Here is a 26,999-nt window from a genome sequence, read left to right as displayed (position 1 = left end):
TGGAAACGGCGGATTGTTACTGCGTAAGCAGGCAAAACCTGACATCACCTTTAATCTGGTGATGTCAGGTTTTTTTTTGCCAAATGATCCACCCGCAGTAGATGAATGGGGTTGTTACCGCCGTGCGGGCAAAACCTGAAGAAAATCGCCTCTGTTTTATGCAGGGAGTTTTCTTCAGGTTTTTTTATGCGATGAAAGAATGTCTGAGGATAAACCATGCCTTCGCGCTGGTCGTTATTTTTCACGATATTCAGCTGCGCTCATTTTATATAAAGGGACCTTATGTTTAAAAGAAATCTGATTACATCTGCCATTATTATTATGGCACCGATCGCTTATTCCTCCCATGCTATGGCGGCATCGTTGACGGTTGAACAGCGCCTTGAGCTTCTGGAAAAGGCGCTTAAGGATACGCAGTCCGAACTTAAAAAATATAAAGATGAAGAGAAAGCCAGAAATCAAATCTGGGTCGCCAATACGCAGCCGGGCGGAAATAAAACGAGCGCGGCTCGGCAGGCCGTAAGCCCGCCAGCGCCGGCCCGCGCCGCCCAAAAACCGGCGGCGGTGCTGGTGAAAAATGAACAACCCGCGGCTAACGGCGAGTCTATCTATAGCTCCATGACGATGAAGGATTTCAGTCAGTTCGTGAAGGATGAAATTGGCTTCAGCTATAACGGCTATTACCGTTCCGGTTGGGGAACCGCTTCTCATGGATCGCCAAAATCGTGGGCGATTGGTTCGCTTGGCCGCTTTGGTAACGAATACTCTGGCTGGTTTGATTTACAGCTTAAGCAGCGGGTCTATCAGGAAGGCAATAAGCGTGTTGATGCGATCGTGATGTTAGACGGTAACGTCGGGCAGCAGTATTCCAGCGGCTGGTTCGGGGATAACGCTGGCGGCGAGAACTATATGCAGTTCTCTGATATGTACGTCAATACCAAAGGTTTCCTGCCGTTTGCGCCGGAAGCGGATTTCTGGGTCGGCAAGCACGGTGCGCCGAAAATTGAAATCCAGATGCTGGACTGGAAAACGCAGAGAACCGATGCCGCAGCAGGCGTTGGCCTTGAAAACTGGAAGGTGGGCGCGGGTAAGTTTGATATTGCGCTGGTACGTGAGGACGTTGATGATTACAACCGTACGTTGACCAAAAGCCAGCAACTTAACACCAATACCATTGATATCCGCTATAAAGAAATCCCTCTCTGGGATAAAGCCTCATTAATGGTGACCGGCCGCTATGTCGCGGCAAATCAGAGCTCATCAGAAAAATATAATGAAGGTAATAATGGGTATTATGAATGGAAAGATACCTGGATGGCGGGAACGTCGTTAACGCAGAAATTCGATAACGGCGGGTTTAACGAGTTTTCATTCCTGCTGGCGAACAACTCTATCGCCAGTAGCTTCTCGCGCTATGCGGGATCCAGTCCGTATACCACCTTTAACGGCAGATACTATGGCGATCATACCAACGGCACCGCCGTTCGTTTGACCTCCCAGGGGGAAACCTATCTGAGTGATAACATCATTATGGCTAACGCCATCGTTTACTCCTTTGGTAATGATATCTACAGCTACGAGACTGGCGCGCACTCCGATTTCGAATCTATTCGCGCCGTCGTTCGTCCGGCCTGGATCTGGGATAAATATAACCAGACCGGCGTCGAACTGGGCTATTTCAAACAGCAGAACAAAGATATTACCGGCAAGAAATATAACGAATCCGGTTACAAAACCACCCTCTTCCATACCTTTAAAGTGAATACCAGTATGCTGACCTCACGCCCGGAAATTCGTTTCTATGCGACTTATATTAAAGCGAAGGATATCGACCTGGATAAGGCCGCTAACAGCAACACCAGCAGCATTTTTGAAGATGGTAAGAACGATCAGTTTGCCGTTGGCGCCCAGGCTGAAATCTGGTGGTAAGGCTGGCAATGGCCAGGACAAAATTCTAAAGAGGAATAACGATGAAACGACATGCTATTTACTTCGCTCTGGCGCTGGCGGGCGCAGCGTTTACCGCTCATGCTGCGCCGTTTCCGGCCACGCCGAGCGCGGCGATCCCGGTCAGCCAGTATATTACACAGGTTAACGGCGATAAGAGTATTACCTTCCGCCTGTTTGCCCCGGACGCAAAACGGGTATCCGTGGTGACGGGGGCAACGCCGGACACCTTCGTCTCCCACGATATGGCCAAAGATGAACAGGGGATCTGGACATGGAAAAGTGAAGCTCTGGCGCCCAACCTCTACGAATACTATTTTGATGTCGACGGATTCCGTTCAGTCGATACCGGTAGCCGCTATCAGAAACCCCAGCGTCAGGTGAATACCAGCCTGATTCTGGTACCCGGCAGCATTCTTGACGATCGCGCGGTGGCTCATGGGGAACTACGCACCTTGACCTACCACTCAAAGGCGCTGAATTCTGAACGCCGTGCCTACGTGTGGACGCCGCCGGGCTATACCGGTACCGGCGAGCCGTTGCCGGTGCTCTATTTCTATCACGGTTTTGGCGACAGCGGCCTGTCGGCCATCGATCAGGGGCGTATCCCGCAAATCATGGATAACCTGTTGGCGGAAGGCAAAATCAAGCCCATGCTGGTGGTGGTGCCGGATACCGAAACCGATATTCCTGAAGCGGTTGCGGAAAACTTCCCGCCGCAGGAACGGCGTAAAACCTTCTATCCACTGAATGCGAAAGCGGCGGATAAAGAGCTGATGAACGATATTATTCCGCTGATTGATGCCCGCTTTAATGTGCGGAAAGACGCGGATGGCCGGGCGCTTGCCGGGCTGTCGCAGGGCGGTTATCAGGCGCTGGTCTCGGGAATGAACCATCTGGAGAGCTTCGGCTGGCTGGCGACCTTCAGCGGCGTAACGACAACCACGGTGCCGGATGCCGGCGTCGAGGCGCAGCTAAAAAACCCGCAGGCGATCAATAAGCAGCTGCGTAATTTCACCGTCGTCGTGGGTGAGAAAGACGCGGTCACCGGTAAAGATATCGCCGGACTGAAAGCGGAGCTGGAGAAGCAGAACATCAAATTTGACTACCACGAGTTTCCGGGCCTGAACCACGAAATGGACGTCTGGCGCCCAGCCTACGCCGAGTTCGTGCAGAAGCTGTTCAAATAAAATCAAGGAGCCAGATCCCTGGCTCCCTGTCTTCATTATATTCAGGGAGATAACATGAAGTTAATCGTGACGGAAGATTATGCCGAGATGAGCCTGGTCGCCAGCCATCATGTTTTAGGCTACATCACCGCGCCGCGGAGGATGAATCTGGCGGTAACGGCAGGCAGTACGCCGAAGAAAATGTATGAACATCTGACGGCAGCGATTAAAGGCAAGTCCTTCTATTCTCAGGCCCATTATTACAATTTTGATGAGATCCCGTTCCGCGGACAGGATCGCGAAGGGGTGACCATTTCCAATCTGCGCAGCCTGTTTTTCACTCCCGCTCAGATCCCGGAAGAGAATATCCACAAGCTTAGCCATGCAAACTTTATCCATCACGACCAGCGGTTACAGGAGGAGGGGGGCCTGGATCTGGTGGTGATGGGTCTCGGCGCTGACGGCCATTTTTGCGGTAACTTACCGAATACCACGCGGTTCCACGATGCGACGGTGAAAGTCCCTATCGTCGGGGATTTGGTGGATCTCGTCGCGCATGGCGAAATGGACGGCGACTTCTCCGCGGTGCCGGATAGCTACGTCACGATGGGGCCGAAAAGCGTTATGGCGGCGAAAAATTTGCTGCTGATCGTCAGCGGAGCGGCAAAAGCGCAGGCGCTAAAGCAGGTGATTGAAGGCGAAGTCAGCGAGCGGGTTCCGGCTTCGGTGCTGAAACTGCATCCTTCCCTGGTGATTGTGGCTGATAAAGCAGCGGCTGCGGAATTGACTAAAGCGCAGTCCTTCTCAGCGTAGCGCAGGCGGGTCGCTCCGGGGTTGCGCTACGCTGCGGCTTTTTATCGGGTAATATGCCAGCCGCGCGCTTTCCACAGTTCCGGCAGCGCTTCCAGACGGGTAAACGTCGTCACTTTCGGATGGTCGATGGGCTTGTTGTGCGGATCGGCGCAGAAGTAGAACACCTCCATGCCTGCCGCGATCCCCGACTGCGCGCCTGCGCTGGAGTCGTCGACCAGAATGCAGTTCTCTACGTTAACATTCATCGCTTTTGCAGCATGCAGCATCAGTGCCGGATCGGGCTTCCAGCGCTGGATATCGTAGCCGCTATACAGACGCTCGGGGAAATGGCGCAGCATGCCTGTTTTACCGAGAGAGTGCTGCATTTTGCTGACCGGGCCGTTGGAGACCACGCACATCGGCACGTTGACCGCGTCCAGCAGCGCCTGTGCGCCAGAAATGACTTCCAGTTCAGTATCAAACAGGCGCGCGACTTCATCGCGGTAAACCGGCTCAAGGGTCGCCTTATCCAGATTAACGCCGTACTCCGCGTTAATGGTATCGATAATCTCGAACAGCTTTACGCCTTTGAAGCGCTTAAAAATCTCTTCTAAATCCAGCGTAATGCCGAATTCCCTGAACATGTGAACGTAGGCGCGGGAGCAGATCACCTCGCTGTCGACCAGCGTGCCGTCACAGTCGAAAAATACTGCTTCTGGTTGGGTCATGTCGTTTCCATTTTAATAAGTTAACGTTTTCGTCATGCTGATTGGTGAGACGCAATCGTTGCCGTATAAGCAAAATCAATGAAAAAAAGTATCTCACAACCGCCCCTATTGTCGCATTTTGGTATAGGATAGCGACGAATTTTCCCTCCTTTGTTCGGAAACCGATAATGAGTCAACAACAAACCAGCCAGTCATCTGGCCAGGGTCTGCTGGAGCGCGTGTTCAAATTGCGTGAACACGGCACCACGGCCCGCACCGAAGCGATTGCAGGTTTCACCACTTTTCTGACAATGGTGTACATCGTTTTTGTTAACCCACAGATTCTCGGCGTGGCGGGTATGGATACCAGCGCCGTTTTCGTCACAACCTGTCTGATCGCCGCATTCGGCAGCATTATGATGGGGCTATTCGCTAACCTCCCGGTGGCGCTGGCGCCGGCAATGGGCCTGAACGCCTTTTTTGCGTTTGTTGTGGTACAGGCAATGGGCCTGCCATGGCAGGTGGGGATGGGCGCTATTTTCTGGGGCGCGGTTGGCCTGCTGCTGCTGACGATTTTCCGCGTACGCTACTGGATGATTGCCAATATTCCGGTTAGCCTGCGCATCGGCATCACCAGCGGTATCGGCCTGTTTATCGGTATGATGGGCCTGAAAAACGCCGGCGTGATCGTCGCCAATCCGGAAACCCTGGTGAGCATCGGCAACCTGACGTCCCACAGCGTGCTGTTGGGTATCCTTGGCTTCTTCATTATCGCGATTCTGGCTTCCCGCAATATTCACGCCGCGGTGCTGGTTTCTATCGTGGTTACCACGCTGCTGGGCTGGATGCTGGGTGACGTTCACTACACGGGCATCGTTTCCATGCCGCCGAGCGTGACTACGGTGATTGGTCATGTTGACCTGGCGGGCTCGCTGAATCTCGGCCTGGCGGGCGTGATCTTCTCGTTTATGCTGGTGAACCTGTTCGACTCCTCCGGCACGCTGATCGGCGTGACCGATAAAGCCGGTCTGGCCGATGCGCAGGGCAAGTTCCCGCGTATGAAGCAGGCGCTGTTTGTCGATAGCGTATCGTCCGTTGCCGGCTCCTTTATCGGCACCTCTTCCGTAACCGCCTATATTGAATCGTCCTCGGGCGTTTCCGTGGGCGGCCGTACCGGCTTAACCGCCGTGGTCGTTGGGCTCTTGTTCCTGCTGGTGATTTTCCTGTCGCCGCTGGCGGGTATGGTTCCGGCCTACGCCGCAGCCGGTGCGCTGATTTACGTTGGCGTTCTGATGACCTCCAGCCTGGCGCGCGTGAAGTGGGATGATTTAACCGAATCAGTGCCTGCGTTTATTACCGCCGTGATGATGCCGTTCAGCTTCTCCATTACGGAAGGTATTGCCTTAGGCTTTATCTCTTACTGCGTGATGAAGATTGGTACCGGCCGCCTGCGCGACCTCAGTCCGTGCGTGATTGTGGTTTCGCTGCTGTTCGTGCTGAAGATTGTGTTTATCGACGCGCATTAATACCTGCGCCGTCACGCTCGCCCGTTCTGGCGAGCGTGACGGCGTCTGTCAGGCCTTAACCCGCTGAATATACTCGGCAAAAGCGCTAAGCTGCCCGCTCAGATGATCGAGCGTGCTCTGATCGACGACTTTCCCCTCCTGCGGATCCACTTTGTTCTGAATCACGCCGCCCATAAATTCGGGCTTATTCATCACCATTGCGTCGAGGAATACCAGAATCTGGCGCAGATGGTACTGACAGCGCGCGCCGCCAATAGCCCCCATCGAACTGGTTTGAATCAGTACCGGCTTACCGGCCAGCGGCTGTTCCGGCAGACGAGATAGCCAGTCGATGGCGTTTTTCAGGCCGCCGGGAACCGAATAGTTATATTCCGGCGTCACGATGACCACACCGTCGGCCTCGCGAATTTGCTGCGCGATATCCTGAACGCTTTGTGGGAATCCCTCTTCCTGCTGGACATCGGCATCATAGAGTGGAATATCGCCAATGGACGGTAACGCGGAAACCGCCATACCTGCGGGCGCGATGCCGGGGAGGGTACGCGCGACCATGGCATTAAAAGAGCCTTTGCGCAGACTTCCGAGTAACGTAACAACTTTCAACGTATCAGACATGATTGCTCCTTTGCATCATGATGGCCGGGAAAACCGGTCAGTTGAGGGAGAAGGCTTTTTCTACCGGTAAACTGGTGAAGCGCATCAGCCGGGCGGACGGTTCTTTAGCACGGGCCTGAGCGTCAGGCAGGCTGCGCCAGCCCTCTTTACCATTATATTCCCAGACTTTCAGTTGACCGATATTCGGGCTGGCGGCGATAGACCAGACCAGCACCGTTTCGGCGTCGCACACGGCTTCGATTGCCTGCGTCCCGCTTGTGCGTAACCGCCCGGAGCCCGGAAGAAGCTGTAGGTTAACGGCGGTTTCGCCGGTCAGTTTCATGACGCTTTTGCGCAGCGCGTCAAGCTGAGCGCGAGCTTCGTCAGGATCGTGCTGATTGCTAATCCATACACGCTCATTACTGTTAAAAACGTAGCGGTCGGCGTCGTGCGGGGAGTGTAAACCGCGGGAGGCGTGCGGTAATTCCATATCCAGGCCGCAATCGCCTTCGGTGGTTAACGCGACGCCGACGATATTTCCAGCATAGGAGATGGAGAAATGCGGGAGATTTTCGTCGCGAAAAGCGGGTTTTCCATTTTCTTCATCAATAATTTCGGGAAGTTCGCTGATGCCGTACAGCATAAAGAGGAGTTCTGCGAGGAGTGACCGGGATGCGCGATAGCGGCTTTGTCGGTACTCAGGCAGGCGCCTGGCGGATTGATGGCAGGCCGCTGACAGGCGTGTTGATAACGGTTCTCGGGTGTTAAGTATCCCTCTTGCAAAATGCGTTGCCATTCGTCGCTCCGTGATTAATGGTCAATGATAGAAATTGCGAATTATATTATCGCTCAGAATTGTCAGGTTTTAATGCGGAAATCACCCGTTGAAAAGAGAAATTGCATGAATTTTACAATTTATTGCGCAAGGCGGGCTAACCCAGCGCTATAGCGGTTCAGTGTAGAGCTGTCTCAGCGTTTCTCGCAGCCAGACGATCTTCGGGTTGTAGCTGTTGCGCTTATGCCACAGGAGGGTAAAGGGGACGCGTATTTTCTCCAGCTGCGACGGTTCCAGCGGCAGCGGCAGTGAGACCAGCGGCAGATGATGCTGCTGATTGTAGCGCTGGCAATAGCGCGGGGCGGTGGCCAACATCGTATGATGAGGCTGGGCCGCCATAAACAGCGACTGTTCAAAGCCCGGAACGGTCAACGCCACGGTGCGTTTATGCCCCAGGTCATGCAGAACATCATCCAGCGCCCAGGTATCGCTTTGTTCCCAACAGATATTGATATGCGGATAGCGTAAAAAAGCGTCCAGACTCCACTCATCGTTCAGCGCGGGATGATCGGCGCGCAGCCATACCTGAGGTAGATCGGTAAACAGGATTTCAAAATCGATATACCAGGGCAGCAGGCTGAGCTGTTCACGGGAGCGAGGATGGGTTTCCCGGCCGCAAAAACCGATGTCGACTTCGCCGCGAATAATGGCATCCAGCGAATCGTAATCCCAGTTGCGCAGGCGGATCAGCGCCTGCGGATAGCGTTGGTAGATCCGCTGTGAAAGCGAGTTCAGCAGGATCATCAGCAGGGGCGACTCCGCCGCCAGCTCAAACTTTAGCCCGCTTGGCATGGTGTGATGGGGCTTGTCGAGGATCTGATTACCCATCTGCATCCAGTCCGCCAGATCCTGCTCCATACTGCTCATCAGCGGCGTGGGCGACAGCCCCAGAGGCGTTTTGACAAATAGCGGATCGTCAAACCAGGCGCGCAGTTTAGCCAGCGACTTGCTCACCGCCGACGGCGAAACGTTCATCCGCTTCGCCGTGCGGGTAACGCTGAGCTCCTGGGTTAAGAGCTGCAGGCACAGCAGTAAGTTAAGATCGAGACTCGACAGGGGTTTTTTCATAGCGTTGCGCGGCCCGCGCCGGAGAGGCGACCATAATCAGAACAATACTCACTATGCTACAGGCAATAAGTATCCCGATCAGCATATTCATCGCGCTGAGCCCGATGATAGCCGCCAGCCAAATCCACAGTGAAGAGCCGCAAACCTGAGCAATCCCCAAAACTGAACTCGCCACGCCAGCGCGCAGGGTAAATGGCCCCAGGGCCTGGCTCATCGCCACGCCAAAGCCGGCGGAGAACCCGGCGCAAATCAGCCCCAGCCCTAGCATCGTTATCGTCTGGCTGGTGGCAAAGCTCAGCAGCGCGCCCGCGATAAAGAAGAGCACCTGCGAGGTCAGCATCAGGGTGCGGGGCTTAAAGAGCGTCAGAGCAAACGGCGTCGAGAACGACACCACCATGCTCACTAGCGCCATGAGCGCCATCGCCATGGAATAAGTCCCGCGATCGAAGCCCATCACTTCCATCATCAGCACCGGGGAGACGTTAACGTAGGTCAGAATCGCCGTCACGCTGAGGGTGGTCACGATCGTTCGGCTGAGGAAAAAGCGGTTAAGCAGCGATTCGGGGGCGACATTTTGCTGCGCCGCCTGCCGAACGGATGTTGGACGCGTTTCCCGCAAGATAAATATCGACAGCAGCCCCACCAGAACGCCCATGCCGGTCATGGTATAGAACAGGCTCTGCCAGGGGTATTTCAGCATAATCAGGTGGCCGAGTACCGGTGCCAGCACCGGAATAATGCAGGTGATGCCGTTAAGAAGGGAAAGCACCTTCGCCCGGCGGCGATCGTCGAGGGTATCGCGCAGCACCGCAAAGGCGACGACGTAGCAGCTGCCCGCGCCAATCCCCTGAATAAAACGCCCCGTCAGGAAGTGGGCGCTGACCTGCGCCTGCGAGCAGATAAGGGAGGCGAGTATGAAAACAACGGCGCCGAAAATCGCCACCGGCTTACGGCCTGACTTGTCGGCGATACGGCCAGCAAACAGCATGGCTGCGGCCATCCCGGCCAGATAAACCGAGAAGGCGATGTGCAGCTGCGCTTCACTGGCCCCCAGATCCTGCGCAATGCGCGGCAGGCCGACCAGATACATATCAATACCGGATGGATAAAGCAGAACCAGCGCAAAACTGCAGATAAGAAAGCGTGCCATAGAACCCTCGCATAAGATTGCCGTACAGCATAGAGGGGTTCGTGCGGTAGTACGAGTTGCCATTTGGACAACAATGATTTCCTGGGAGGAAAAGCGACGAAGCAAGCGTCGCTTTGGCGTTGGGAGGCCATCCCGCCAGGACGCATATCTGGCGGGCGAAGTAAGTGACTCAGACAAGCAGCGCGCGGTTAACTTTAATTACCGCTTTTTTTATCTCCATGCTCGCTGCGCCCTGCACGCCCGGCTTATGCGGTTCGCCAGGGAAAAAAATGGCGAACATGCCAGGCTTCAGGGTCACCTGCTGCTGGTCGGCGATAGCTGCGCACAGCTGGTAGTCCTCTTCTTTATGCCAGGTGTCGCACTCACGGGCGCTATCGGCCACGCCGCAGTGGATTGTCTCCTCGCCTTGCAGCAGGATCTGAATATCAATAAATTTTTCGTGCAGCTCCGCTTTTTTACTTTCCGCCGACTGCGTGGCGAAGCGCATGACGTTCATATAAATATCATCGCCCTGCAACTCATAACGCCCCGGTTCACGCTGCTGCGGCTGAGCCTTAACGGCCAGCCTCACGGCCTCAAGCAGAACGGGTGACAGTCCCGCGCATTCCGGGTGATGGATATCGCCGATAATCATAATGCTTTGTCCTCCGCTAACAACGCCGCGCCAATCAGGCCGGCATCATGCTGATAGTGTGCGGCTACAATCTTCGTGTGATAGACCGCAGGTTCCTGCGCCAGATAGGTCTCAACCAGTGCGAGATAGCCGGGCGCCAGCCCGATGCTGCCGCCCAGTACGGCACACTGGCAGTTAACGCTGGCCTTCATGTCGGCAATCAGCCGGGCGATGGTTTGCGCCGAACGGTGGACTAACGACGTTGCCTGCGGATGGCCGCTCTGCGCAAGAGCAAAAATGGATTTGGCCGTCATCCCCTGCAGATCGTCCGTCGCCAGCGCGGCGATCCCTCTGCCGGAGGCAATAGCCTCTACGCAGCCGGTGCGACCGCAGCCGCAGCGCGGACCGTGCGGATCGGCCAGCGTGTGGCCGATATGCCCGGCCAGCCCTTCGTTCCCGGACAGGAGCCGACCGTTGCAGATGATACCGCCGCCCACGCCCGTTGAGATGGTGATGAATACCATCTCGTCGGCATCGACAGACAGGGCGTGATATTCGGCCCAGGCCGCCGCCTGCGCATCGTTCACGACCAGGCACGGTCGCCCCGTCAGCTGCGCCAGCGTCTCTCGCAGGGGAAACTGCGCCAGTCCGCCAAGGTTATCCGGATTTAACGCCGTCAGTACGCCGTGACGAATGATTCCCGTCGAGGCGGCCGCTACCCGCCGGGCCCGCCCCGCGAAAGGCGCGACCAGCGCGCTCAACGCCTCCGTCAGCGCCGCCGGCGTTTTGCTGGCGGGCGTCGGCAGCGCTCGTTTCTCCAGCACGTGATGCTGCGTGTCAATCAGCGCGGCGGCCAGCTTGGTGCCGCCGATGTCTATCGCCAGCGTTGTCATAGCGCAACCTCAGCCAGCGCATCGCGGTACCACTGGCAAATGTGTTCAATACGCGTAATCGCGGAACCGACGGTCACCGCCCATGCGCCTTGCTTTATGGCCTGCGCCGCCAGGGCCGGAGAGTTGAACCGCCCTTCGGCAATGACCCGGTATCCTTTGGCGCTAAGGGCCTGCACTAGCGGGAAATCCGGCTCATTGGGTACTGCTTCCGTGGTATACCCGGACAGCGTAGTGCCGATAATTTCTGCGCCCAGAGCGTGGCAGCGAGTACCGTCTTCAAGGTTCGAGCAGTCTGCCATCGCGACGCAGCCCTGCTGATGAATGCGCTCGATAGTTGCCTTCACGCTGGCCGGACGCGGGCGATCCGTGCCGTCAAAGGCGATAATATCCGCACCTGCCTGCGCCAACGCGTCCACATCCTCAAGGAACGGCGTGATGCGCACCGGCGAGTCCGGCAGGTCGCGCTTGATGATGCCGATAATGGGTACTGAAATAAGTTCGCGCGTGGCCTTCAGGTTATTAATGCCTTCAATACGTACCGCGACCGCACCCGTCTTGACCGCCGCCAGCGCCATCGCCGCGACGATTTCAGGCTTATCTAACGGGCTGCCCGGCACCGGCTGGCACGAGACAATGAGTCCGCCCAATTCTTTAACCTTCACATCCAAAGTATCAAATAAAGACATAGCGCTATCCCTTACTTCCGTTTGCGCCCGACAGCGCCGGGCGCATGAATTTAATGTTTACTGCAAAGCGGTGCGTTCGCTTTGTCGTGACGAACCTTTGCCCCACTGAATGGTTTGCCATCAATGGCGTCATGGGTTCGCAGCGCTTCCGGGCGAATCCAGCGCTGTACGCGGGACGGCATATCGAGGCCAATCAGCAGGATCACCACAAACGTCAGTCCGAAGGAGAGCGACCCCAGCGCCGTACCCAGATGCATATGCTGTGCGACCAGCGCGCCGAGGACCGGCGCCGCCGCCCCGCCCAGAGCGCCGACGTTGTAGGTGAAGCCCAGACCGGCAGCGCGCTGATCGGTGTCGAAGTAACCACCGATCAATTTCGGTAGTATTCCCGCGATCCCCTGGCCCAGCATCTGCTGGAAGAAGAGCAGGAGACCCAGGCCCCACAGGCTGGCGCCGCCGATGGCGAAAACAGGGATAATCAGGACCTGCGAGGCCAGCAGGCTGTAAACGTAGGCTTTACGCGTGCCCAGCCAGTCGCCGAGGAACCCGCCGACAATGCAGCCGACGGCCGCGCCGAATCCGCTGAAGAAAAGCACCTTCGCCACCGCCGCCGGATCGTATGCCAGCTCGGTTTTCAGGTAGGTCGGCAGCAGCGCCTGGATAGGCCAGGAATAGAGGAAGGCGAACAGAACGACAACCATCAGCATTACGCCGGTCGGCCAGCGTTTTCCGCTGCTCTGTACCATAAAGCTGATGAAAATAACGGTGCAAACGAGCGCCAGCGCAATCACTACCAGCGGGTTGTGCTGATTACCTGCGAAGCAGAACCACAGCGCCGCCGTTGCGATCAGCGTCGTTGCTATATTCATGGCGCGGTATTTACCGCGATAGAGGATATCCACCATCGTCCGTACTGGCGCTTTCTTCGTCTGCCGCTCTTTCCAGTCTTCCGTTTCCGGAATATTTTTACGCAGCCACAGCGCGAAAATAATCGGCAGAATGCCAAGGAAGAATAAGGCGCGCCAGCCCCAGAGGGGCACCACCAGGCTGTAAACCTGCGCCGCCACAACGGCGCCGACGGAAAAGCCGGATATCAGGAAGCCGCTGGCTTTGTTACGCAAATGTTTTGGCCAGCTTTCAATAACATAGGTTGCGCTGGAGCCGTACTCGCCGGCCATCCCCATTCCGATCACCATTCGGGCAATAAACATCGAGGTGTATCCCGGCGCAAAGCCGCAGGCCAGCGTACCGACGGAGAAAAGAATAATACTGCTGACCATCGCCAGGCGGCGGCCATAACGGTCGCCCATCGCCCCCAGCAGCAGGCCGCCGAACCAACGGGAGATAAACGCCGCGGAAATAATACTCGCCGCCTGGACCGTGGTGAGCTGAAATTCGCTTTGTACTTCGGTGAGCACCAGAGCGATTAAAACGAAATCAAAACCATCCAGTAAATAGCCCAGCCAGGCTGCAGAGAAAGCCCGCCATTGGGACTTATTGAGGTGCTTATACCATGGTTTGGTACTTATTATTTCACTCATATGCTCTCCTGTGATGAGCAGCGTTTTTATGCTGTCGGGCCTAAAACAGCAGGGAGGCGCACAGCCAAATGAAGTTAAACTCCATTTAATATATTTTTTAGAAGTTAAACGCCACAAGAGCATTTCATGAAATGTGTGAACAAGATCATGGACAAAGAAGAGGAGAAACGAAAAAAGGCGATCTGACTCACGCCATGAGACGTACAATGTTTGCGCCGCTCAGGATATAGCCGCGGCGTCACGGCGTTTTTAAAAATCCATATTGCCTGGTGATGCGCTGTACTCCATCATTAGCGCCTGATAATCGCGTAAACAGTAGGGAAGAGATGACGACTCCGACTTCGCCGGTCAAAGCCGGGAAAATACTTGATACCCTGGGAGCGATGCAAAGCAGTATGACCCGCGTCGGGAAAAGCATTGCGCAGTTTGTGATGACTTCCCCCCACAAGGTGACGCAGCTTTCCATCGCCGACCTCTCAGAGGAAGTGAACGCGGGCGAAGCGTCGGTGATCCGTTTCTGTCGACAGCTGGGCTATAAAGGCTTTCAGAATTTCAAAATGGAGCTGGCTATTGAGCTGGCCATGACCGATACCGATGACAACAGCACGCTTCTGGAGGCTGAAATTCAGAAAGCCGACGATGCGCACACCATTGGTCTCAAGCTCCAGGGCGCTATCTCGACTGTTCTCTCGGAAACGCTCAACCTTCTGGATATGGAGCAGGTTGAACGGGTCGTGGAGGCGCTGCATAGCTGCAATAGCACCTTTATTTTCGGCGTCGGCGCCTCCGGGCTGACCGCCGAAGAGATGAAGCACAAGCTGATGCGAATCGGGATGCGCGTCGATGCCTTAACGAATAATCACTTTATGTATATGCAGGCCGCGCTGCTCAAGGCTGGCGATGTCGCTATCGGTATCAGCCACTCCGGGCATTCGCCGGAAACCACCCACGCCCTTAGTCTGGCAAAGCAGGCCGGAGCCGTCACCGTCGCCTTAACGCATAACCTCGGGTCACCATTGAGTAAAGTCGCGGATATTACGCTGATTAACGGCAACCGCCAGGGACGCCTGCAGGGCGACTCCATTGGCACCAAAACGGCACAGCTTTTCGTACTGGATCTCATTTATACGCTGCTGGTGCAGAAAGACCCGGAAGCCGCCCGAGCCAATAAACTGCGCACGATGGATGCCCTGTCCACGCTCAAATAGAGCGAGTTTTGTGCGATTCATCACAATCTGCTACTCCCGTTTTCCTCCCTGCCGGTATCCAGTTGCAACCGGCATGGTTACCTTTTAGAGTGGAGTAATGCTTCAAAATAAATTTATTTAAGAAGAAAAACACCACCAGAGGTTTACATGACAAAGCTAACCGGCCTTATTGCCGCTCCCCACACGCCTTTTGATGCTAATGGCGAAGTCAACTATCCCGTTATCGATCGAATCGCCGAGCACCTGATTCGCCAGGGCGTTAAAGGCGCTTACGTCTGTGGGACAACCGGAGAAGGGATCCACTGTTCTGTTGAAGAGCGTAAAAAAATCGCCGAGCGCTGGGTCGCGGCAAGCCAGGGACAACTAAGCATTACGCTACACACCGGGGCGCTCAGCATCGCCGATGCGCTGGAGCTGAGCCGTCATGCTGAAACCCTGGATATTTTTGCCACCTCGGTCATCGGCCCGTGCTTCTTTAAACCGTCTACCGTCGACGATCTGGTGGAATATTGCCGCATTATCGCCGCCGCGGCGCCGTCAAAAGGCTTCTATTACTACCATTCCGGCATGTCGGGTCTAAGCCTCGATATGGAGCAGTTTCTGATCGCCGCGGCGGATAAAATTCCGAACCTGTCCGGTATGAAGTTTAACTCCGCGGATATGTATGAGTTCCAGCGCTGCCTGCGCGTCAACAATCGCCAGTTCGATATTCCGTTCGGCGTGGATGAGTTTTTACCCGCAGGCCTGGCCTGCGGCGCCGTCGGCGCGGTGGGCAGTACCTATAACTACGCGGCGCCGCTCTATCATCGTCTGATCGAGAGCTTCAACCGGGGGGATCATCAGGACGTTGCCGCCTGTATGGATAAAGTCATCGCGATTATTCGCATCCTGGTTCAGTACGGCGGCGTGGCGGCCGGGAAGCTGGCTATGCAGCTGCACGACATTGACGTCGGCGATCCGCGCCGCCCGCTGCGCCCGATGACCAGCGAGCAAAAGCGCGTCGCGCTGGAAGCTTTTCGCGCTGCCGACTTTATTAAATCCTGATAGCATCACCGGCATCCGGGAGACGCCGCAGCCCCGGATGCTTCTTTACCAGCGAAGTTAATTCCAGACCTTCGCCATACCCTCACTTTCCGGCCTGACGCTGGAAAACCCAAATTTTGCGTACAGCTCGGGAACATCCGCCACCAGCGAGACGTATGCCCCTTTAAACGCGTTGCCATCAAGCCAGGCGACGATTTTCTGCACGATCTGGCGACCGAGACCTTTTCCCTGATGGGCCGGGTCCACGGCGACGTCGACGATTTCAAAGTTCAGCGCGCCGTCGCCGACGATGCGCCCCATACCAACGGGCACGCCCTCATAGAGAATATGCACGCCGTAGCAGCTACGCGGCAGGCCAGCACGGGCGCCTTCCAGCGGTCGCGGCGACATACCTGATATGACGCGCAGGCGGCAAAAGTCTTCTGCAGAAGGAACGGTATCAATAAAGGTGTAATCGATGGTCATGGTTGCATCCGGTACGTTAAGAGCGGCGATGCCGATAAGGGTAATAGATAAACCAATCTACCGTGAAGATGATAAATAAAAACCCGCTTTAACAGGATGTTAAGGCGGGTTAGTCAATGCTCACAAACGGAGCTTACTTACCGATACAGAAACTGGAGAAAATGCGCCCCAGCAGGTCATCAGAGGTAAACTCGCCGGTGATTTCGCTCAGGTTCTGCTGGGCCAGGCGCAGCTCTTCCGCCAGCAGCTCGCCAGCCCAGGCGCCCAGCAGCTGCGCTTTCCCCTGCTGCAGATGCTCTGCGGCGTCCGACAGCGCCTGCAGATGGCGGCGGCGCGCCAGAAAACCGCCTTCCATATTGGTTTCAAAGCCCATGCTCTGCTTGAGATGATTGCGCAGCACGTCTACGCCCTCGCCGGTACGTGCCGAAAGGCGAACAAGTGAGTGGTCATTTACTTCGCTCAGCCCCAGCGTTTCGCCAGTGATATCCGCTTTGTTACGCACGACGGTAATCGGCAGGTTTTTCGGTAGACGGGCAATAAAGTCCGGCCAGATATCCGCCGGATCGGTCGCGTCGGTGGTGGTGCCATCGACCATAAACAGCACGCGGTCGGCCTGTTCAATCTCCTGCCAGGCGCGCTCGATACCGATGCGCTCAACCTCGTCGTTCGCATCGCGCAGGCCGGCGGTATCGATGATGTGCAGCGGCATACCGTCGATATGGATATGCTCGCGCAGCACGTCGCGGGTGGTACCGGCAATATCGGTGACGATAGCCGCTTCCCGGCCCGCCAGCGCGTTCAGCAGGCTTGATTTGCCGGCGTTCGGCCGCCCGGCAATAACGACCTTCATCCCTTCGCGCAGCAGGCTGCCCTGGCGCGCTTCGGCGCGCACGGCGTCAAGATCGGCGATCACGTTGTTGAGCTGGGCTTCGATTTTGCCATCGGAGAGGAAGTCGATCTCTTCGTCCGGGAAATCAATGGCCGCTTCAACGTAGATGCGCAGGTGCGTCAGCGCTTCCACAAGATGGTTTACGCGAGTAGAGAATGCGCCCTGCAGCGAATTCAGCGCAGAACGCGCCGCCTGCTCGGAGCTGGCGTCGATCAGGTCGGCTATCGCTTCAGCCTGGGCTAAATCGAGCTTGTCGTTCAAAAACGCGCGCTCGGAGAACTCGCCTGGCCTGGCGATACGCACGCCCGGCAGCGTCAGAATGCGTTTCAGTAGCAGGTCGAGGATAACGGGGCCGCCGTGGCCCTGAAGTTCCAGCACGTCTTCGCCGGTAAAGGAGTTCGGGCCGGGGAACCACAGCGCAATCCCCTGATCCAGCGCGCTGCCGTCGCTGTCTTTAAACGGCAGGTAGTCGGCGTAGCGCGGCTTCGGCAGCTTGCCCAGCACCGCCTGCGCAACGTCGCGCGCCTTCAGGCCAGAGATGCGCAGAATGCCCACACCACCGCGTCCCGGTGGGGTTGCCTGGGCGACGATAGTGTCGTTATGGCTCATGGTGACTCTCTATGTAGATGTAAAAAAGGCGGTCTATTGACCGCCTTCTCTGGCATTAACGTTACCGTAAATACTCAAAATAATTCAAGAGTATCAGGATTTTTTCTTCTCGCGGCTATGCAGGCCACGCTTCTCCAGACCACGGTAAATCAGCTGCTGCTGAATAATGGTGACCAGGTTGCTGACGATATAGTAAACCACCAGACCGGACGGGAACCACAGGAAGAACACCGTGAAGATGACCGGCATAAAGGTCATGATCTTCTGCTGCATCGGGTCGGTCACGGTGGTCGGAGACATCTTCTGGATGAAGAACATCGTCGCGCCCATGATGATCGGCAGGATGTAGTACGGGTCTTGCGCAGACAGGTCGTGGATCCACAGGATAAACGGCGCATGACGCAGTTCAACCGAGGCGCTCAGCATATAGTACAGCGCAAGGAAGATTGGCATCTGGATAATCAGCGGGAAGCAGCCACCCAGCGGGTTAACCTTCTCAGCTTTATACAGGGCCATCATCTCCTGGCTTTGACGCTGCTTGTCGTCGCCCAGACGCTCGCGCATCGCCTGAATCTTAGGCTGCAGCATACGCATCTTCGCCATGGAGGTGTACTGCGCTTTGGTCAGCGGGTACATGATGCCACGAACGATAAAGGTGATAACGATGATGGAGAAGCCCCAGTTGCCCAGGAAGCTATGGATCCATTTCAGCAGTTTGAACAGCGGCTGAGAGATAAACCACAGCCAGCCGTAGTCGACGGTCAGGTCAAGATGCGGCGCAACGGCGGCCATTTTGTCCTGAATAGCCGGGCCGACCCACAGGGTGCTTTCCAGCTTATCGGTTTGACCCGGCTGCACCAGAACCGGCTGCGATTTGTAGCCGATCGCCACAATACCGTTGCCGAGATTCGCGGTGTAGAAGTTGTTAGTACCGTTGTTCTGCGGAACCCATGCGGTTGTGAAGTACTGCTGCAGCATGGCAACCCAACCGTTTTTGGTGCTGACGTTCAGGTTTTCGTTATCGACGATAGTATCGAATTTGTATTTTTCGTACTTCGTTTCAGACGTTGAGTACGCCGCGCCGCGGAATGTGTGCATCGTTGTCAGGCCGCCGGTCTGCGTGTCGCGATGCGTCGGCAGGTTGGCGGTTTGCTTCAGCTGGCCAAACGTAGACACTTCCAGCGGTTTTTCGCTGGCGTTCTGCACGCTATAGCCGACGTTTACCGCATATTCACCGCGCTTCAGGGTGAAGGTTTTGGTGAATACGTTGCCTGCTTTATCGGTGTACGTCAGAGGAATGACGATTTCGTTCTGGCCATCAGCCAGCACAAACGCATCTTTATCGACGTTATACAACGGACGCGGTCCGTTAGCCGGGTTGTCCGGGCCATCACGACCGGTCAGGCCGCTCTGCGCCTGATAGGTAAACTGCGGCGTGGTTTCCAGTAACTGGAACGGCTCAGTCGACTTCAGCTCTTTCGGATAATCCAGAAGCAGCGCTTGCTCAACATCACCACCGCTGGTGTTGATGGTCAGGTCAAGCACATCGGTTTTTACCGTAATCAGTTTCCCCTGGCCACTGGCCGGTACGCCCTGGTCGGCGGCGCTACCCGTTGCTGTGGTCGTTGTCTGCGTGGTCTGCTGCTGGGGTTGAGGATTGTTATCCTGCTCCCAGGCTTGCCAGATCATGAAAGACACGAACAACAAAGCGATGATAAGAAGATTGCGTTGCGAATCCATCGTTAGTGTTCTCTGGTATCAAATGGTCCAGGCGGGACGGGATCGTCACCACCAGGGTGTAAAGGGTGGCATTTTAATACGCGTTTCACCGTCAACCAACTGCCTTTTATCAATCCAAACCTGCGCAATGCCTCAATTCCGTATTGAGAACAGGTCGGCGTGAAACGGCAATGCGGCCCGAGTAGCGGACTAATCAGGCGCTGATAGACCCGAATCAGGCCTATCAGGACCCGCGAGCCAGGCGACAGTGGCGGCGCCATAATTTTTCCAACGCTTCCGAGAGAGCACGGTTATCGAGGTCGGCAACCCCTTTCTTCGCCACCACCACGAAATCCATTGGCGGGAGTTCATGTTGACGTAAACGGAAGCTTTCACGCGTCAGACGTTTAATCCGATTGCGCTCATGCGCTCGCTTGACGTTCTTCTTGGCGACGGTAAGACCGATGCGGGGATGCCCCAGCGAATTTTGGCGGCCGAGGATGGTGATTTGCGGCGTGCCAGCCCGTAATGGCTGCTGGAAGACGAAAGTGAAATGACTGGGAGTTAACAAGCGTAACTCCCTGGGAAATGCGAGCTTAACCACTCAGGGTTAGCTTTATTACTTGGAAACGGTCAGACGAGCGCGGCTTTTAGCACGACGACGTGCCAGAACCTGACGACCATTTTTAGTAGCCATACGAGCACGGAAGCCGTGAGAACGGTTGCGCTTCAGTACAGACGGTTGAAAAGTGCGTTTCATGGCGATTTCTACCTAAACTTGAATAATTTCACTGACTTTCGCGTAAATCCGAACGAATTTCGAACGGCCTACGCCTCAGCGTGGGTGATTAAAGAGGCCGGATTGTAATAATTGTACACTCCGGAGTCAATTCTCTTTCCTTATTTCTCGCACCTTGCCGCACAAAAAACAGGCGATGGCACGTTACGGAAAACGGGCATTACGCGCCGGGTGGTGGATTATACGACCTGGTGGATAAAGCGCAAGGATCGCAAAGGATCTTTGTTAGATCGATTAAGCCCAAAACCAGGATAGTTCATTAATTTTTCCAATATGCGGCTGAAATCGTGCTCCACTCCCGCCAGGATCGATTACACTTACCCAGCTTCGATCCTTCCTGTGGATAAATCGGGAAGAATCTGTTGAGAAACACAAGATCTCTTTCTCAGTTTAGGCTATGATCCCCGGTCCCGATCGGGATCCAGAGATCCGCATCGGGTAATAACCGCAGATAGCGGTTCGCACGTCACCCCTTTAGTGCAGGGGCTTTTCGGCTATGCAGGGTCTTGTCGACGTGTGCCAACAATCACGATTGTTTCAGTTTCTCTTTTTATATATCGATTTTTGTTCGAGTGGAGTCCGCCGTGTCACTTTCGCTTTGGCAGCAGTGTCTTGCCCGATTGCAGGATGAGTTACCAGCCACAGAATTCAGCATGTGGATACGCCCTTTGCAGGCGGAGTTGAGCGATAACACGCTGGCACTGTATGCGCCAAACCGTTTTGTGCTCGATTGGGTAAGGGATAAATACCTCAATAATATCAATGGACTCCTCAATGATTTTTGCGGTGCGGATGCCCCACAGCTGCGGTTTGAGGTAGGTGCTAAGCCAGCCGTTCAGATGCAGAGAGGTACGGTAAGCGTTGCGGCCGCAGCGCCCGCGCAGCAGATCCAGACGGCGCGCGTTGCGCCGACGATCGTGCGTCCGGGCTGGGATAACGTTCCGGCGCCGGCAGAACCGACCTACCGCTCTAACGTCAATGTAAAACACACGTTTGATAACTTCGTCGAAGGTAAATCCAACCAGCTGGCTCGCGCGGCGGCGCGTCAGGTTGCGGATAACCCCGGCGGCGCGTACAACCCGCTGTTCCTTTATGGCGGCACCGGCCTGGGTAAAACCCACCTTTTACATGCGGTTGGTAACGGAATTGTGGCGCGTAAACCCAATGCGAAAGTGGTTTACATGCACTCCGAGCGCTTTGTACAGGACATGGTAAAAGCCCTGCAAAACAACGCTATTGAAGAATTTAAGCGCTATTACCGCTCCGTTGACGCCCTGCTGATCGATGACATTCAGTTTTTCGCTAATAAAGAGCGCTCGCAGGAAGAGTTTTTTCACACCTTTAACGCCCTGCTGGAAGGCAATCAGCAGATCATCCTGACGTCGGATCGCTATCCGAAGGAGATCAACGGGGTTGAGGATCGTCTCAAATCACGCTTCGGCTGGGGGCTGACGGTCGCGATCGAGCCGCCAGAGCTGGAAACCCGCGTGGCGATCCTGATGAAAAAAGCCGATGAAAACGACATTCGCCTGCCGGGCGAAGTGGCGTTCTTTATTGCCAAGCGCCTGCGCTCTAACGTACGTGAGCTTGAAGGGGCGCTGAACCGCGTTATCGCCAACGCCAACTTTACCGGCCGGGCGATCACCATCGATTTCGTGCGCGAAGCGCTGCGCGATCTGCTGGCTTTACAGGAAAAACTGGTCACCATCGACAATATTCAAAAGACGGTGGCGGAGTATTACAAAATTAAGGTAGCGGACCTGCTGTCTAAACGCCGCTCCCGTTCGGTGGCGCGCCCCCGCCAGATGGCGATGGCGCTGGCAAAAGAGCTGACCAACCACAGTCTGCCGGAAATCGGCGACGCGTTTGGCGGCCGCGACCATACCACCGTCCTGCACGCTTGCCGCAAGATTGAGCAACTGCGTGAAGAAAGCCACGATATCAAAGAAGATTTTTCCAATTTAATCAGAACATTATCCTCGTGACGCTATGAAATTTACCGTAGAACGTGAACATTTATTAAAACCGCTGCAACAGGTGAGCGGTCCTTTAGGTGGTCGTCCGACGCTACCGATTCTTGGCAACCTGCTCCTACAGGTTACCGATGGCGCGCTGTCGCTGACCGGTACCGATCTGGAAATGGAAATGGTCGCGCGCGTTGCGCTGATTCAGCCGCACGAAGCGGGAGCAACAACCGTTCCGGCGCGTAAATTTTTTGATATCTGCCGCGGCCTGCCTGAAGGCGCGGAGATCGCGGTCCAGCTGGAAGGCGAGCGCATGCTGGTGCGTTCCGGACGCAGCCGCTTTTCGCTCTCGACGCTGCCTGCGGCGGATTTCCCGAACCTCGATGACTGGCAGAGCGAAGTTGAATTTACCCTGCCGCAGGCGACCATGAAGCGCCTGATCGAAGCGACGCAGTTTTCGATGGCGCACCAGGACGTTCGCTATTACTTAAACGGTATGCTGTTTGAAACCGAAGGTAGCGAACTGCGCACCGTGGCGACAGACGGCCACCGCCTGGCTGTCTGCTCGATGCCGCTGGAAGAGTCCCTGCCCAATCATTCGGTGATCGTGCCGCGTAAAGGCGTGATTGAGCTGATGCGTATGCTCGACGGCGGCGATACGCCGCTGCGCGTGCAGATCGGCAGCAATAATATTCGCGCTCACGTTGGCGACTTTATCTTCACTTCAAAGCTGGTGGATGGTCGTTTTCCTGACTATCGCCGCGTACTGCCGAAGAATCCGGATAAGCATCTGGACGCCGGCTGCGATATTCTCAAGCAGGCCTTTGCCCGCGCGGCGATTCTTTCTAACGAAAAATTCCGCGGCGTGCGCCTGTACGTCAGTGAAAATCAGCTGAAAATCACCGCCAATAACCCGGAACAGGAAGAAGCGGAAGAAATTCTTGATGTCACCTATGCCGGGACCGAGATGGAAATCGGCTTTAACGTCAGCTATGTGCTGGACGTCCTGAACGCGCTGAAGTGTGAGAACGTGCGCATTCTGCTGACCGATTCCGTTTCGAGCGTGCAGATTGAGGATGCGGCCTCCCAATCCGCAGCATACGTCGTCATGCCTATGAGGCTGTAGAAAATATCGGGCTATCTTACTTGTTATTCTGGCTCCGGGCAGTGCTCGCAATCCTCACGTACTTTAGTACGCTCCGGTTGCTGCGCGCTGGCCGTGACCAGACTAACTGCGCCGATAACGCCCTGCTTATGAGCTGATATGTCGCTATCCCGACTTCTAATCAAAGACTTCCGCAATATTGAAAATGCGGATCTCGCCCTCTCTCCCGGCTTTAATTTCCTGGTTGGCGCCAACGGCAGCGGCAAAACCAGCGTACTTGAAGCTATCTATACGCTCGGCCATGGTCGGGCGTTTCGTAGTTTGCAGATTGGCCGCGTGATTCGTCACGAACAGGAGTCCTTTGTCCTGCACGGTCGCCTGCAGGGTGAAGAGCGTGAAGTATCTATCGGCCTGACGAAAGATAAGCAGGGCGACAGCAAGGTGCGTATCGACGGTACCGACGGGCATAAAGTGGCTGAGCTGGCGCACCTGATGCCGATGCAGCTGATTACGCCGGAGGGGTTTACTTTACTCAACGGCGGCCCCAAATACAGAAGAGCGTTCCTTGACTGGGGATGCTTTCACAACGAAGCCGGATTCTTTACCGCCTGGAGCAACCTGAAGCGCCTGGTGAAGCAGCGCAACGCCGCGCTGCGTCAGGTCAGCCGCTATGCCCAGCTGCGGCCATGGGATCTGGAGCTGATCCCGCTGGCAGAGCTTATTAGCCGCTGGCGGGCCGAATATAGCGCCGCTATCGTCGAAGACATGGCGGATACCTGTCGGCAGTTTTTGCCGGAGTTCGCTCTCACCTTTTCTTTCCAGCGCGGCTGGGAGAAAGAAACGGATTATGCCGAGGTGCTGGAGCGAAATTTCGAACGCGATCGCATGCTAACCTATACCGCCCACGGCCCGCATAAAGCGGATTTCCGCATTCGTGCCGACGGCGCGCCGGTAGAGGATACATTGTCACGCGGGCAGCTTAAGCTGCTGATGTGCGCCCTACGACTGGCGCAAGGCGAGTTTCTGACCCGCGAAAGCGGGCGGCGGTGCCTGTACCTGATAGATGATTTTGCCTCGGAACTTGACGACGCGCGGCGCGGGCTGCTTGCCAGCCGCTTAAAAGCCACGCAGTCGCAGGTTTTCGTCAGCGCCATTAGCGCTGAACACGTTATGGACATGTCGGACGAAAATTCGAAGATGTTTACCGTGGAAAAGGGTAAAATAGCGGATTAACCTAAGATAAAATGAGCGAGAAACGTTGATGTCGAATTCTTATGACTCCTCCAGTATCAAAGTCCTGAAAGGGCTGGATGCGGTGCGTAAGCGCCCGGGTATGTATATCGGCGACACGGATGACGGCACCGGTCTGCACCACATGGTATTCGAGGTTGTGGATAACGCTATCGACGAAGCGCTCGCAGGTTACTGTAAAGACATCGTTGTTACTATCCACAGCGATAACTCCGTCTCCGTCCAGGATGATGGTCGCGGTATTCCGACCGGTATTCACCCGGAAGAGGGCGTGTCGGCGGCGGAAGTGATCATGACCGTTCTGCACGCGGGCGGCAAATTCGATGATAACTCGTATAAAGTTTCCGGTGGTCTGCACGGCGTAGGCGTTTCCGTGGTTAACGCCCTGTCGCAGAAGCTGGAGCTGGTCATTCAGCGCGATAACAAAATTCATCGTCAGATGTATGCGCACGGCGTGCCGCAGGCGCCGCTGGCGGTGACCGGCGAAACCGAAAAAACCGGCACCATGGTGCGTTTCTGGCCGAGCTACGAAACCTTCACCAACGTGGTCGAATTCGAATACGAGATTCTGGCAAAACGCCTGCGCGAGCTGTCGTTCCTGAACTCCGGGGTGTCGATTCGCCTGCGCGACAAGCGCGACGGTAAAGAGGATCATTTCCACTACGAAGGCGGTATTAAAGCGTTCGTAGAATATCTGAATAAAAACAAAACGCCGATCCACCCGAATATCTTCTATTTCTCCACCGAAAAAGACGGCATCGGCGTTGAAGTTGCGCTGCAGTGGAACGATGGTTTTCAGGAAAACATCTACTGCTTTACCAACAACATTCCGCAGCGCGACGGCGGTACCCACCTTGCAGGCTTCCGTGCGGCGATGACCCGTACCCTGAACGCCTACATGGATAAAGAAGGCTACAGCAAGAAAGCGAAAGTCAGCGCCACCGGCGACGATGCCCGTGAAGGCCTGATCGCTGTGGTCTCCGTGAAGGTGCCGGATCCGAAATTCTCCTCGCAGACCAAAGACAAGCTGGTCTCCTCTGAGGTGAAATCGGCGGTCGAACAGCAGATGAACGAACTGCTGAACGAATACCTGCTGGAAAACCCGTCTGACGCCAAAATCGTGGTCGGTAAAATCATCGACGCGGCGCGCGCGCGCGAAGCCGCACGTCGCGCGCGTGAGATGACCCGCCGTAAAGGCGCGCTGGACCTGGCGGGCCTGCCGGGCAAGCTGGCGGATTGTCAGGAACGCGACCCCGCGCACTCTGAACTGTACTTAGTGGAAGGGGACTCGGCGGGCGGTTCTGCGAAGCAGGGGCGTAACCGTAAGAACCAGGCGATTCTGCCGCTGAAGGGTAAAATCCTCAACGTTGAGAAAGCGCGCTTTGACAAAATGCTCGCGTCTCAGGAAGTAGCGACGCTGATTACCGCGCTGGGCTGCGGCATTGGCCGCGATGAGTACAACCCGGACAAACTGCGCTACCACAGCATCATTATCATGACCGATGCGGACGTCGACGGCTCGCACATTCGTACGCTACTGTTAACCTTCTTCTATCGCCAGATGCCGGAAATCGTCGAGCGCGGCCACGTCTACATCGCCCAGCCGCCGCTGTATAAAGTGAAGAAAGGCAAGCAGGAACAGTATATTAAAGACGATGAAGCGATGGATCAGTACCAAATCTCCATCGCGCTGGATGGCGCAACCCTGCACACCAACGCCAACGCGCCGGCCTTAGCCGGCGAGCCGCTGGAGAAACTGGTTGCCGAGTATAACGCCACGCAGAAAATGATCGGTCGTATGGAGCGTCGCTTCCCGAAAGCGCTGCTGAAAGAGCTTGTCTATCAACCGACGTTGGCGGAAGCCGACCTGAGCAACGAGCAGGCGGTGACTCGCTGGATCAATACCCTGGTGAGCGAGCTGAATGAGAAAGAGCAGCACGGTAGCCAGTGGAAATTTGATATCCGCGAGAACGCAGAGCTGCAGCAGTTTGAGCCGATTGTTCGCGTGCGTACCCACGGCGTGGACACCGACTACCCGCTGGATCACGAGTTCATTACCGGGCCGGAATACCGCCGTATCTGCGCGCTGGGCGAAACGCTGCGCGGCCTGATTGAAGACGATGCCTTTATCGAGCGCGGCGAGCGCCGCCAGCCGGTTGCCAGCTTCGAGCAGGCGCTGGACTGGCTGGTAAAAGAGTCCCGTCGCGGCCTCTCTATCCAGCGCTATAAAGGTCTGGGCGAGATGAACCCGGATCAGCTGTGGGAAACCACCATGGACCCGGATAGCCGCCGCATGCTGCGCGTGACCGTGAAGGATGCGATTGCCGCCGACCAGCTGTTCACTACCCTGATGGGTGACGCCGTTGAACCGCGCCGCGCCTTTATCGAAGAGAACGCCCTTAAAGCGGCGAACATCGACATTTAA

General features: G+C 55.8%; 26 protein-coding genes. 10 read left to right on the top strand and 16 right to left on the bottom strand.

Features of this window, described 5'->3' with window-relative positions; translation table 11 throughout:
* Positions 1–50 precede the first annotated feature (50 nt).
* Positions 51–245 (bottom strand): hypothetical protein, encoded by a 195-nt coding sequence (locus BWI76_RS27970; protein ID WP_128804966.1) that lies wholly within the window; start codon positions 243–245, stop codon positions 51–53.
* 37 nt (positions 246–282) lie between these two features.
* Between BWI76_RS27970 and BWI76_RS00130 the strand changes: the two genes are divergently transcribed.
* The 3 genes from BWI76_RS00130 to BWI76_RS00120 are packed head-to-tail and all read left to right on the top strand — an operon-like array spanning position 283 to position 3,929.
* Positions 283–1,929 (top strand): carbohydrate porin, encoded by a 1,647-nt coding sequence (locus tag BWI76_RS00130; protein ID WP_004871858.1) that lies wholly within the window; start codon positions 283–285, stop codon positions 1,927–1,929.
* Positions 1,930–1,970: 41 nt separating this feature from the next.
* A complete protein-coding gene (locus BWI76_RS00125; protein ID WP_004871855.1) occupies positions 1,971–3,137 on the top strand; it encodes an esterase in 1,167 nt (388 codons plus the stop codon).
* Between the two features lie 54 nt (positions 3,138–3,191).
* The gene (locus tag BWI76_RS00120) at positions 3,192–3,929 is read left to right on the top strand and encodes a glucosamine-6-phosphate deaminase (protein ID WP_004871852.1); all 738 of its coding nucleotides are present in this window, start codon (positions 3,192–3,194) and stop codon (positions 3,927–3,929) included.
* Positions 3,930–3,970: 41 nt separating this feature from the next.
* Here the strand turns inward: BWI76_RS00120 and yieH are convergent, their stop codons facing one another.
* Positions 3,971–4,636, bottom strand: a complete 666-nt coding sequence (gene yieH / locus BWI76_RS00115; protein ID WP_004871850.1) for a 6-phosphogluconate phosphatase — start codon at positions 4,634–4,636, stop codon at positions 3,971–3,973.
* A gap of 167 nt (positions 4,637–4,803) precedes the next feature.
* Here yieH and adeP point away from each other — a divergent pair, with 167 nt between their 5' ends.
* Complete coding sequence (gene adeP / locus BWI76_RS00110; protein WP_004127003.1) at positions 4,804–6,141, top strand: adenine permease AdeP; 1,338 nt, start codon at positions 4,804–4,806, stop codon at positions 6,139–6,141.
* 48 nt (positions 6,142–6,189) lie between these two features.
* Here adeP and BWI76_RS00105 read toward each other — a convergent pair whose 3' ends face one another.
* The 8 genes from BWI76_RS00105 to BWI76_RS00070 all read right to left on the bottom strand — a co-directional run bounded on the left by BWI76_RS00105 (position 6,190) and on the right by BWI76_RS00070 (position 13,521).
* On the bottom strand, positions 6,190–6,756 hold the full coding sequence (locus tag BWI76_RS00105; protein WP_004855733.1) for an NADPH-dependent FMN reductase: 567 nt from the start codon (positions 6,754–6,756) through the stop codon (positions 6,190–6,192).
* A 37-nt stretch (positions 6,757–6,793) separates the two neighbouring features.
* The gene (locus tag BWI76_RS00100) at positions 6,794–7,378 is read right to left on the bottom strand and encodes a 4'-phosphopantetheinyl transferase family protein (RefSeq protein ID WP_406565773.1); all 585 of its coding nucleotides are present in this window, start codon (positions 7,376–7,378) and stop codon (positions 6,794–6,796) included.
* 300 nt (positions 7,379–7,678) lie between these two features.
* Positions 7,679–8,638, bottom strand: coding sequence for an HTH-type transcriptional regulator YidZ (gene yidZ / locus BWI76_RS00095; protein WP_004871844.1), 960 nt, complete (start codon positions 8,636–8,638; stop codon positions 7,679–7,681).
* Positions 8,607–9,788, bottom strand: a complete 1,182-nt coding sequence (locus tag BWI76_RS00090; RefSeq protein WP_004871843.1) for an MFS transporter — start codon at positions 9,786–9,788, stop codon at positions 8,607–8,609. Before BWI76_RS00090 ends, yidZ begins: the two co-directional genes overlap by 32 nt.
* Before the next feature lie 169 nt (positions 9,789–9,957).
* On the bottom strand, positions 9,958–10,422 hold the full coding sequence (gene nanQ, locus BWI76_RS00085) for an N-acetylneuraminate anomerase (protein WP_004871842.1): 465 nt from the start codon (positions 10,420–10,422) through the stop codon (positions 9,958–9,960).
* Positions 10,419–11,294 (bottom strand): N-acetylmannosamine kinase, encoded by an 876-nt coding sequence (gene nanK, locus BWI76_RS00080; RefSeq protein WP_004871841.1) that lies wholly within the window; start codon positions 11,292–11,294, stop codon positions 10,419–10,421. The genes nanQ and nanK overlap by 4 nt, the downstream gene beginning before the upstream one ends.
* On the bottom strand, positions 11,291–11,980 hold the full coding sequence (locus BWI76_RS00075; RefSeq protein ID WP_004871839.1) for an N-acetylmannosamine-6-phosphate 2-epimerase: 690 nt from the start codon (positions 11,978–11,980) through the stop codon (positions 11,291–11,293). The genes nanK and BWI76_RS00075 overlap by 4 nt, the downstream gene beginning before the upstream one ends.
* 50 nt (positions 11,981–12,030) lie before the next feature.
* On the bottom strand, positions 12,031–13,521 hold the full coding sequence (locus BWI76_RS00070; protein WP_004871838.1) for an MFS transporter: 1,491 nt from the start codon (positions 13,519–13,521) through the stop codon (positions 12,031–12,033).
* A gap of 326 nt (positions 13,522–13,847) precedes the next feature.
* Here BWI76_RS00070 and BWI76_RS00065 point away from each other — a divergent pair, with 326 nt between their 5' ends.
* Positions 13,848–14,729, top strand: coding sequence for a MurR/RpiR family transcriptional regulator (locus tag BWI76_RS00065; RefSeq protein ID WP_004871837.1), 882 nt, complete (start codon positions 13,848–13,850; stop codon positions 14,727–14,729).
* 147 nt (positions 14,730–14,876) lie between these two features.
* The gene (locus tag BWI76_RS00060) at positions 14,877–15,773 is read left to right on the top strand and encodes a dihydrodipicolinate synthase family protein (protein ID WP_004871836.1); all 897 of its coding nucleotides are present in this window, start codon (positions 14,877–14,879) and stop codon (positions 15,771–15,773) included.
* 57 nt (positions 15,774–15,830) lie between these two features.
* On the opposite strand, the gene BWI76_RS00055 is transcribed toward BWI76_RS00060, so the two are convergent.
* The 6 genes from BWI76_RS00055 to rpmH all read right to left on the bottom strand — a co-directional run bounded on the left by BWI76_RS00055 (position 15,831) and on the right by rpmH (position 20,215).
* Positions 15,831–16,238: a GNAT family N-acetyltransferase gene (locus BWI76_RS00055; protein WP_049087038.1), complete on the bottom strand. Its 408-nt coding sequence runs from the start codon at positions 16,236–16,238 to the stop codon at positions 15,831–15,833.
* A 133-nt stretch (positions 16,239–16,371) separates the two neighbouring features.
* The gene (gene mnmE, locus BWI76_RS00050; protein ID WP_024360546.1) at positions 16,372–17,736 is read right to left on the bottom strand and encodes a tRNA uridine-5-carboxymethylaminomethyl(34) synthesis GTPase MnmE; all 1,365 of its coding nucleotides are present in this window, start codon (positions 17,734–17,736) and stop codon (positions 16,372–16,374) included.
* 93 nt (positions 17,737–17,829) lie between these two features.
* Entirely contained in the window at positions 17,830–19,476 is a 1,647-nt protein-coding gene (gene yidC, locus BWI76_RS00045) for a membrane protein insertase YidC (RefSeq protein WP_004871833.1), read from the bottom strand.
* Between the two features lie 2 nt (positions 19,477–19,478).
* Complete coding sequence (gene yidD / locus BWI76_RS00040; protein WP_004871831.1) at positions 19,479–19,736, bottom strand: membrane protein insertion efficiency factor YidD; 258 nt, start codon at positions 19,734–19,736, stop codon at positions 19,479–19,481.
* Complete coding sequence (gene rnpA, locus BWI76_RS00035) at positions 19,700–20,059, bottom strand: ribonuclease P protein component (RefSeq protein ID WP_004871829.1); 360 nt, start codon at positions 20,057–20,059, stop codon at positions 19,700–19,702. Before rnpA ends, yidD begins: the two co-directional genes overlap by 37 nt.
* 15 nt (positions 20,060–20,074) lie before the next feature.
* Positions 20,075–20,215 (bottom strand): 50S ribosomal protein L34, encoded by a 141-nt coding sequence (rpmH, locus tag BWI76_RS00030; protein WP_004871828.1) that lies wholly within the window; start codon positions 20,213–20,215, stop codon positions 20,075–20,077.
* A 623-nt stretch (positions 20,216–20,838) separates the two neighbouring features.
* Between rpmH and dnaA the strand changes: the two genes are divergently transcribed.
* The 4 genes from dnaA (at position 20,839) to gyrB (ending at position 26,999) form a co-directional block, all read left to right on the top strand.
* Positions 20,839–22,239, top strand: coding sequence for a chromosomal replication initiator protein DnaA (gene dnaA, locus BWI76_RS00020; protein ID WP_004871826.1), 1,401 nt, complete (start codon positions 20,839–20,841; stop codon positions 22,237–22,239).
* Between the two features lie 4 nt (positions 22,240–22,243).
* A complete protein-coding gene (gene dnaN / locus BWI76_RS00015) occupies positions 22,244–23,344 on the top strand; it encodes a DNA polymerase III subunit beta (RefSeq protein WP_004107206.1) in 1,101 nt (366 codons plus the stop codon).
* Positions 23,345–23,482: 138 nt separating this feature from the next.
* Positions 23,483–24,556 (top strand): DNA replication/repair protein RecF, encoded by a 1,074-nt coding sequence (recF, locus tag BWI76_RS00010; RefSeq protein WP_004871824.1) that lies wholly within the window; start codon positions 23,483–23,485, stop codon positions 24,554–24,556.
* Between the two features lie 28 nt (positions 24,557–24,584).
* Positions 24,585–26,999: a DNA topoisomerase (ATP-hydrolyzing) subunit B gene (gene gyrB, locus BWI76_RS00005; RefSeq protein WP_024360548.1), complete on the top strand. Its 2,415-nt coding sequence runs from the start codon at positions 24,585–24,587 to the stop codon at positions 26,997–26,999.

It is taken from the genome of Klebsiella sp. M5al, from assembly GCF_002090195.1.
GTDB lineage: Bacteria > Pseudomonadota > Gammaproteobacteria > Enterobacterales > Enterobacteriaceae > Klebsiella > Klebsiella grimontii.
The sequence above is the reverse complement of the archived record's forward strand: the minus strand, read 5'-3'. Positions and strand labels throughout refer to the sequence as shown.

Excerpts from the sequence above, each read along its gene's own strand:
- yidZ (WP_004871844.1), bottom strand. The coding sequence starts at position 8,638 with ATGAAAAAACCCCTGTCGAGTCTCGATCTTAACTTACTGCTGTGCCTG.
- dnaN (WP_004107206.1), top strand. The coding sequence starts at position 22,244 with ATGAAATTTACCGTAGAACGTGAACATTTATTAAAACCGCTGCAACAG.
- BWI76_RS00125 (WP_004871855.1), top strand. The coding sequence starts at position 1,971 with ATGAAACGACATGCTATTTACTTCGCTCTGGCGCTGGCGGGCGCAGCG.
- recF (WP_004871824.1), top strand. The coding sequence starts at position 23,483 with ATGTCGCTATCCCGACTTCTAATCAAAGACTTCCGCAATATTGAAAAT.
- BWI76_RS00130 (WP_004871858.1), top strand. The coding sequence starts at position 283 with ATGTTTAAAAGAAATCTGATTACATCTGCCATTATTATTATGGCACCG.
- yidD (WP_004871831.1), bottom strand. The coding sequence starts at position 19,736 with ATGGCGCCGCCACTGTCGCCTGGCTCGCGGGTCCTGATAGGCCTGATT.
- BWI76_RS00065 (WP_004871837.1), top strand. The coding sequence starts at position 13,848 with ATGACGACTCCGACTTCGCCGGTCAAAGCCGGGAAAATACTTGATACC.
- BWI76_RS00075 (WP_004871839.1), bottom strand. The coding sequence starts at position 11,980 with ATGTCTTTATTTGATACTTTGGATGTGAAGGTTAAAGAATTGGGCGGA.
- BWI76_RS00120 (WP_004871852.1), top strand. The coding sequence starts at position 3,192 with ATGAAGTTAATCGTGACGGAAGATTATGCCGAGATGAGCCTGGTCGCC.
- BWI76_RS00055 (WP_049087038.1), bottom strand. The coding sequence starts at position 16,238 with ATGACCATCGATTACACCTTTATTGATACCGTTCCTTCTGCAGAAGAC.
- mnmE (WP_024360546.1), bottom strand. The coding sequence starts at position 17,736 with ATGAGCCATAACGACACTATCGTCGCCCAGGCAACCCCACCGGGACGC.
- BWI76_RS00090 (WP_004871843.1), bottom strand. The coding sequence starts at position 9,788 with ATGGCACGCTTTCTTATCTGCAGTTTTGCGCTGGTTCTGCTTTATCCA.
- BWI76_RS00105 (WP_004855733.1), bottom strand. The coding sequence starts at position 6,756 with ATGTCTGATACGTTGAAAGTTGTTACGTTACTCGGAAGTCTGCGCAAA.
- BWI76_RS00070 (WP_004871838.1), bottom strand. The coding sequence starts at position 13,521 with ATGAGTGAAATAATAAGTACCAAACCATGGTATAAGCACCTCAATAAG.
- yidC (WP_004871833.1), bottom strand. The coding sequence starts at position 19,476 with ATGGATTCGCAACGCAATCTTCTTATCATCGCTTTGTTGTTCGTGTCT.
- yieH (WP_004871850.1), bottom strand. The coding sequence starts at position 4,636 with ATGACCCAACCAGAAGCAGTATTTTTCGACTGTGACGGCACGCTGGTC.
- rpmH (WP_004871828.1), bottom strand. The coding sequence starts at position 20,215 with ATGAAACGCACTTTTCAACCGTCTGTACTGAAGCGCAACCGTTCTCAC.
- nanK (WP_004871841.1), bottom strand. The coding sequence starts at position 11,294 with ATGACAACGCTGGCGATAGACATCGGCGGCACCAAGCTGGCCGCCGCG.
- nanQ (WP_004871842.1), bottom strand. The coding sequence starts at position 10,422 with ATGATTATCGGCGATATCCATCACCCGGAATGCGCGGGACTGTCACCC.
- BWI76_RS00060 (WP_004871836.1), top strand. The coding sequence starts at position 14,877 with ATGACAAAGCTAACCGGCCTTATTGCCGCTCCCCACACGCCTTTTGAT.
- gyrB (WP_024360548.1), top strand. The coding sequence starts at position 24,585 with ATGTCGAATTCTTATGACTCCTCCAGTATCAAAGTCCTGAAAGGGCTG.
- adeP (WP_004127003.1), top strand. The coding sequence starts at position 4,804 with ATGAGTCAACAACAAACCAGCCAGTCATCTGGCCAGGGTCTGCTGGAG.
- BWI76_RS00100 (WP_406565773.1), bottom strand. The coding sequence starts at position 7,378 with ATGCTGTACGGCATCAGCGAACTTCCCGAAATTATTGATGAAGAAAAT.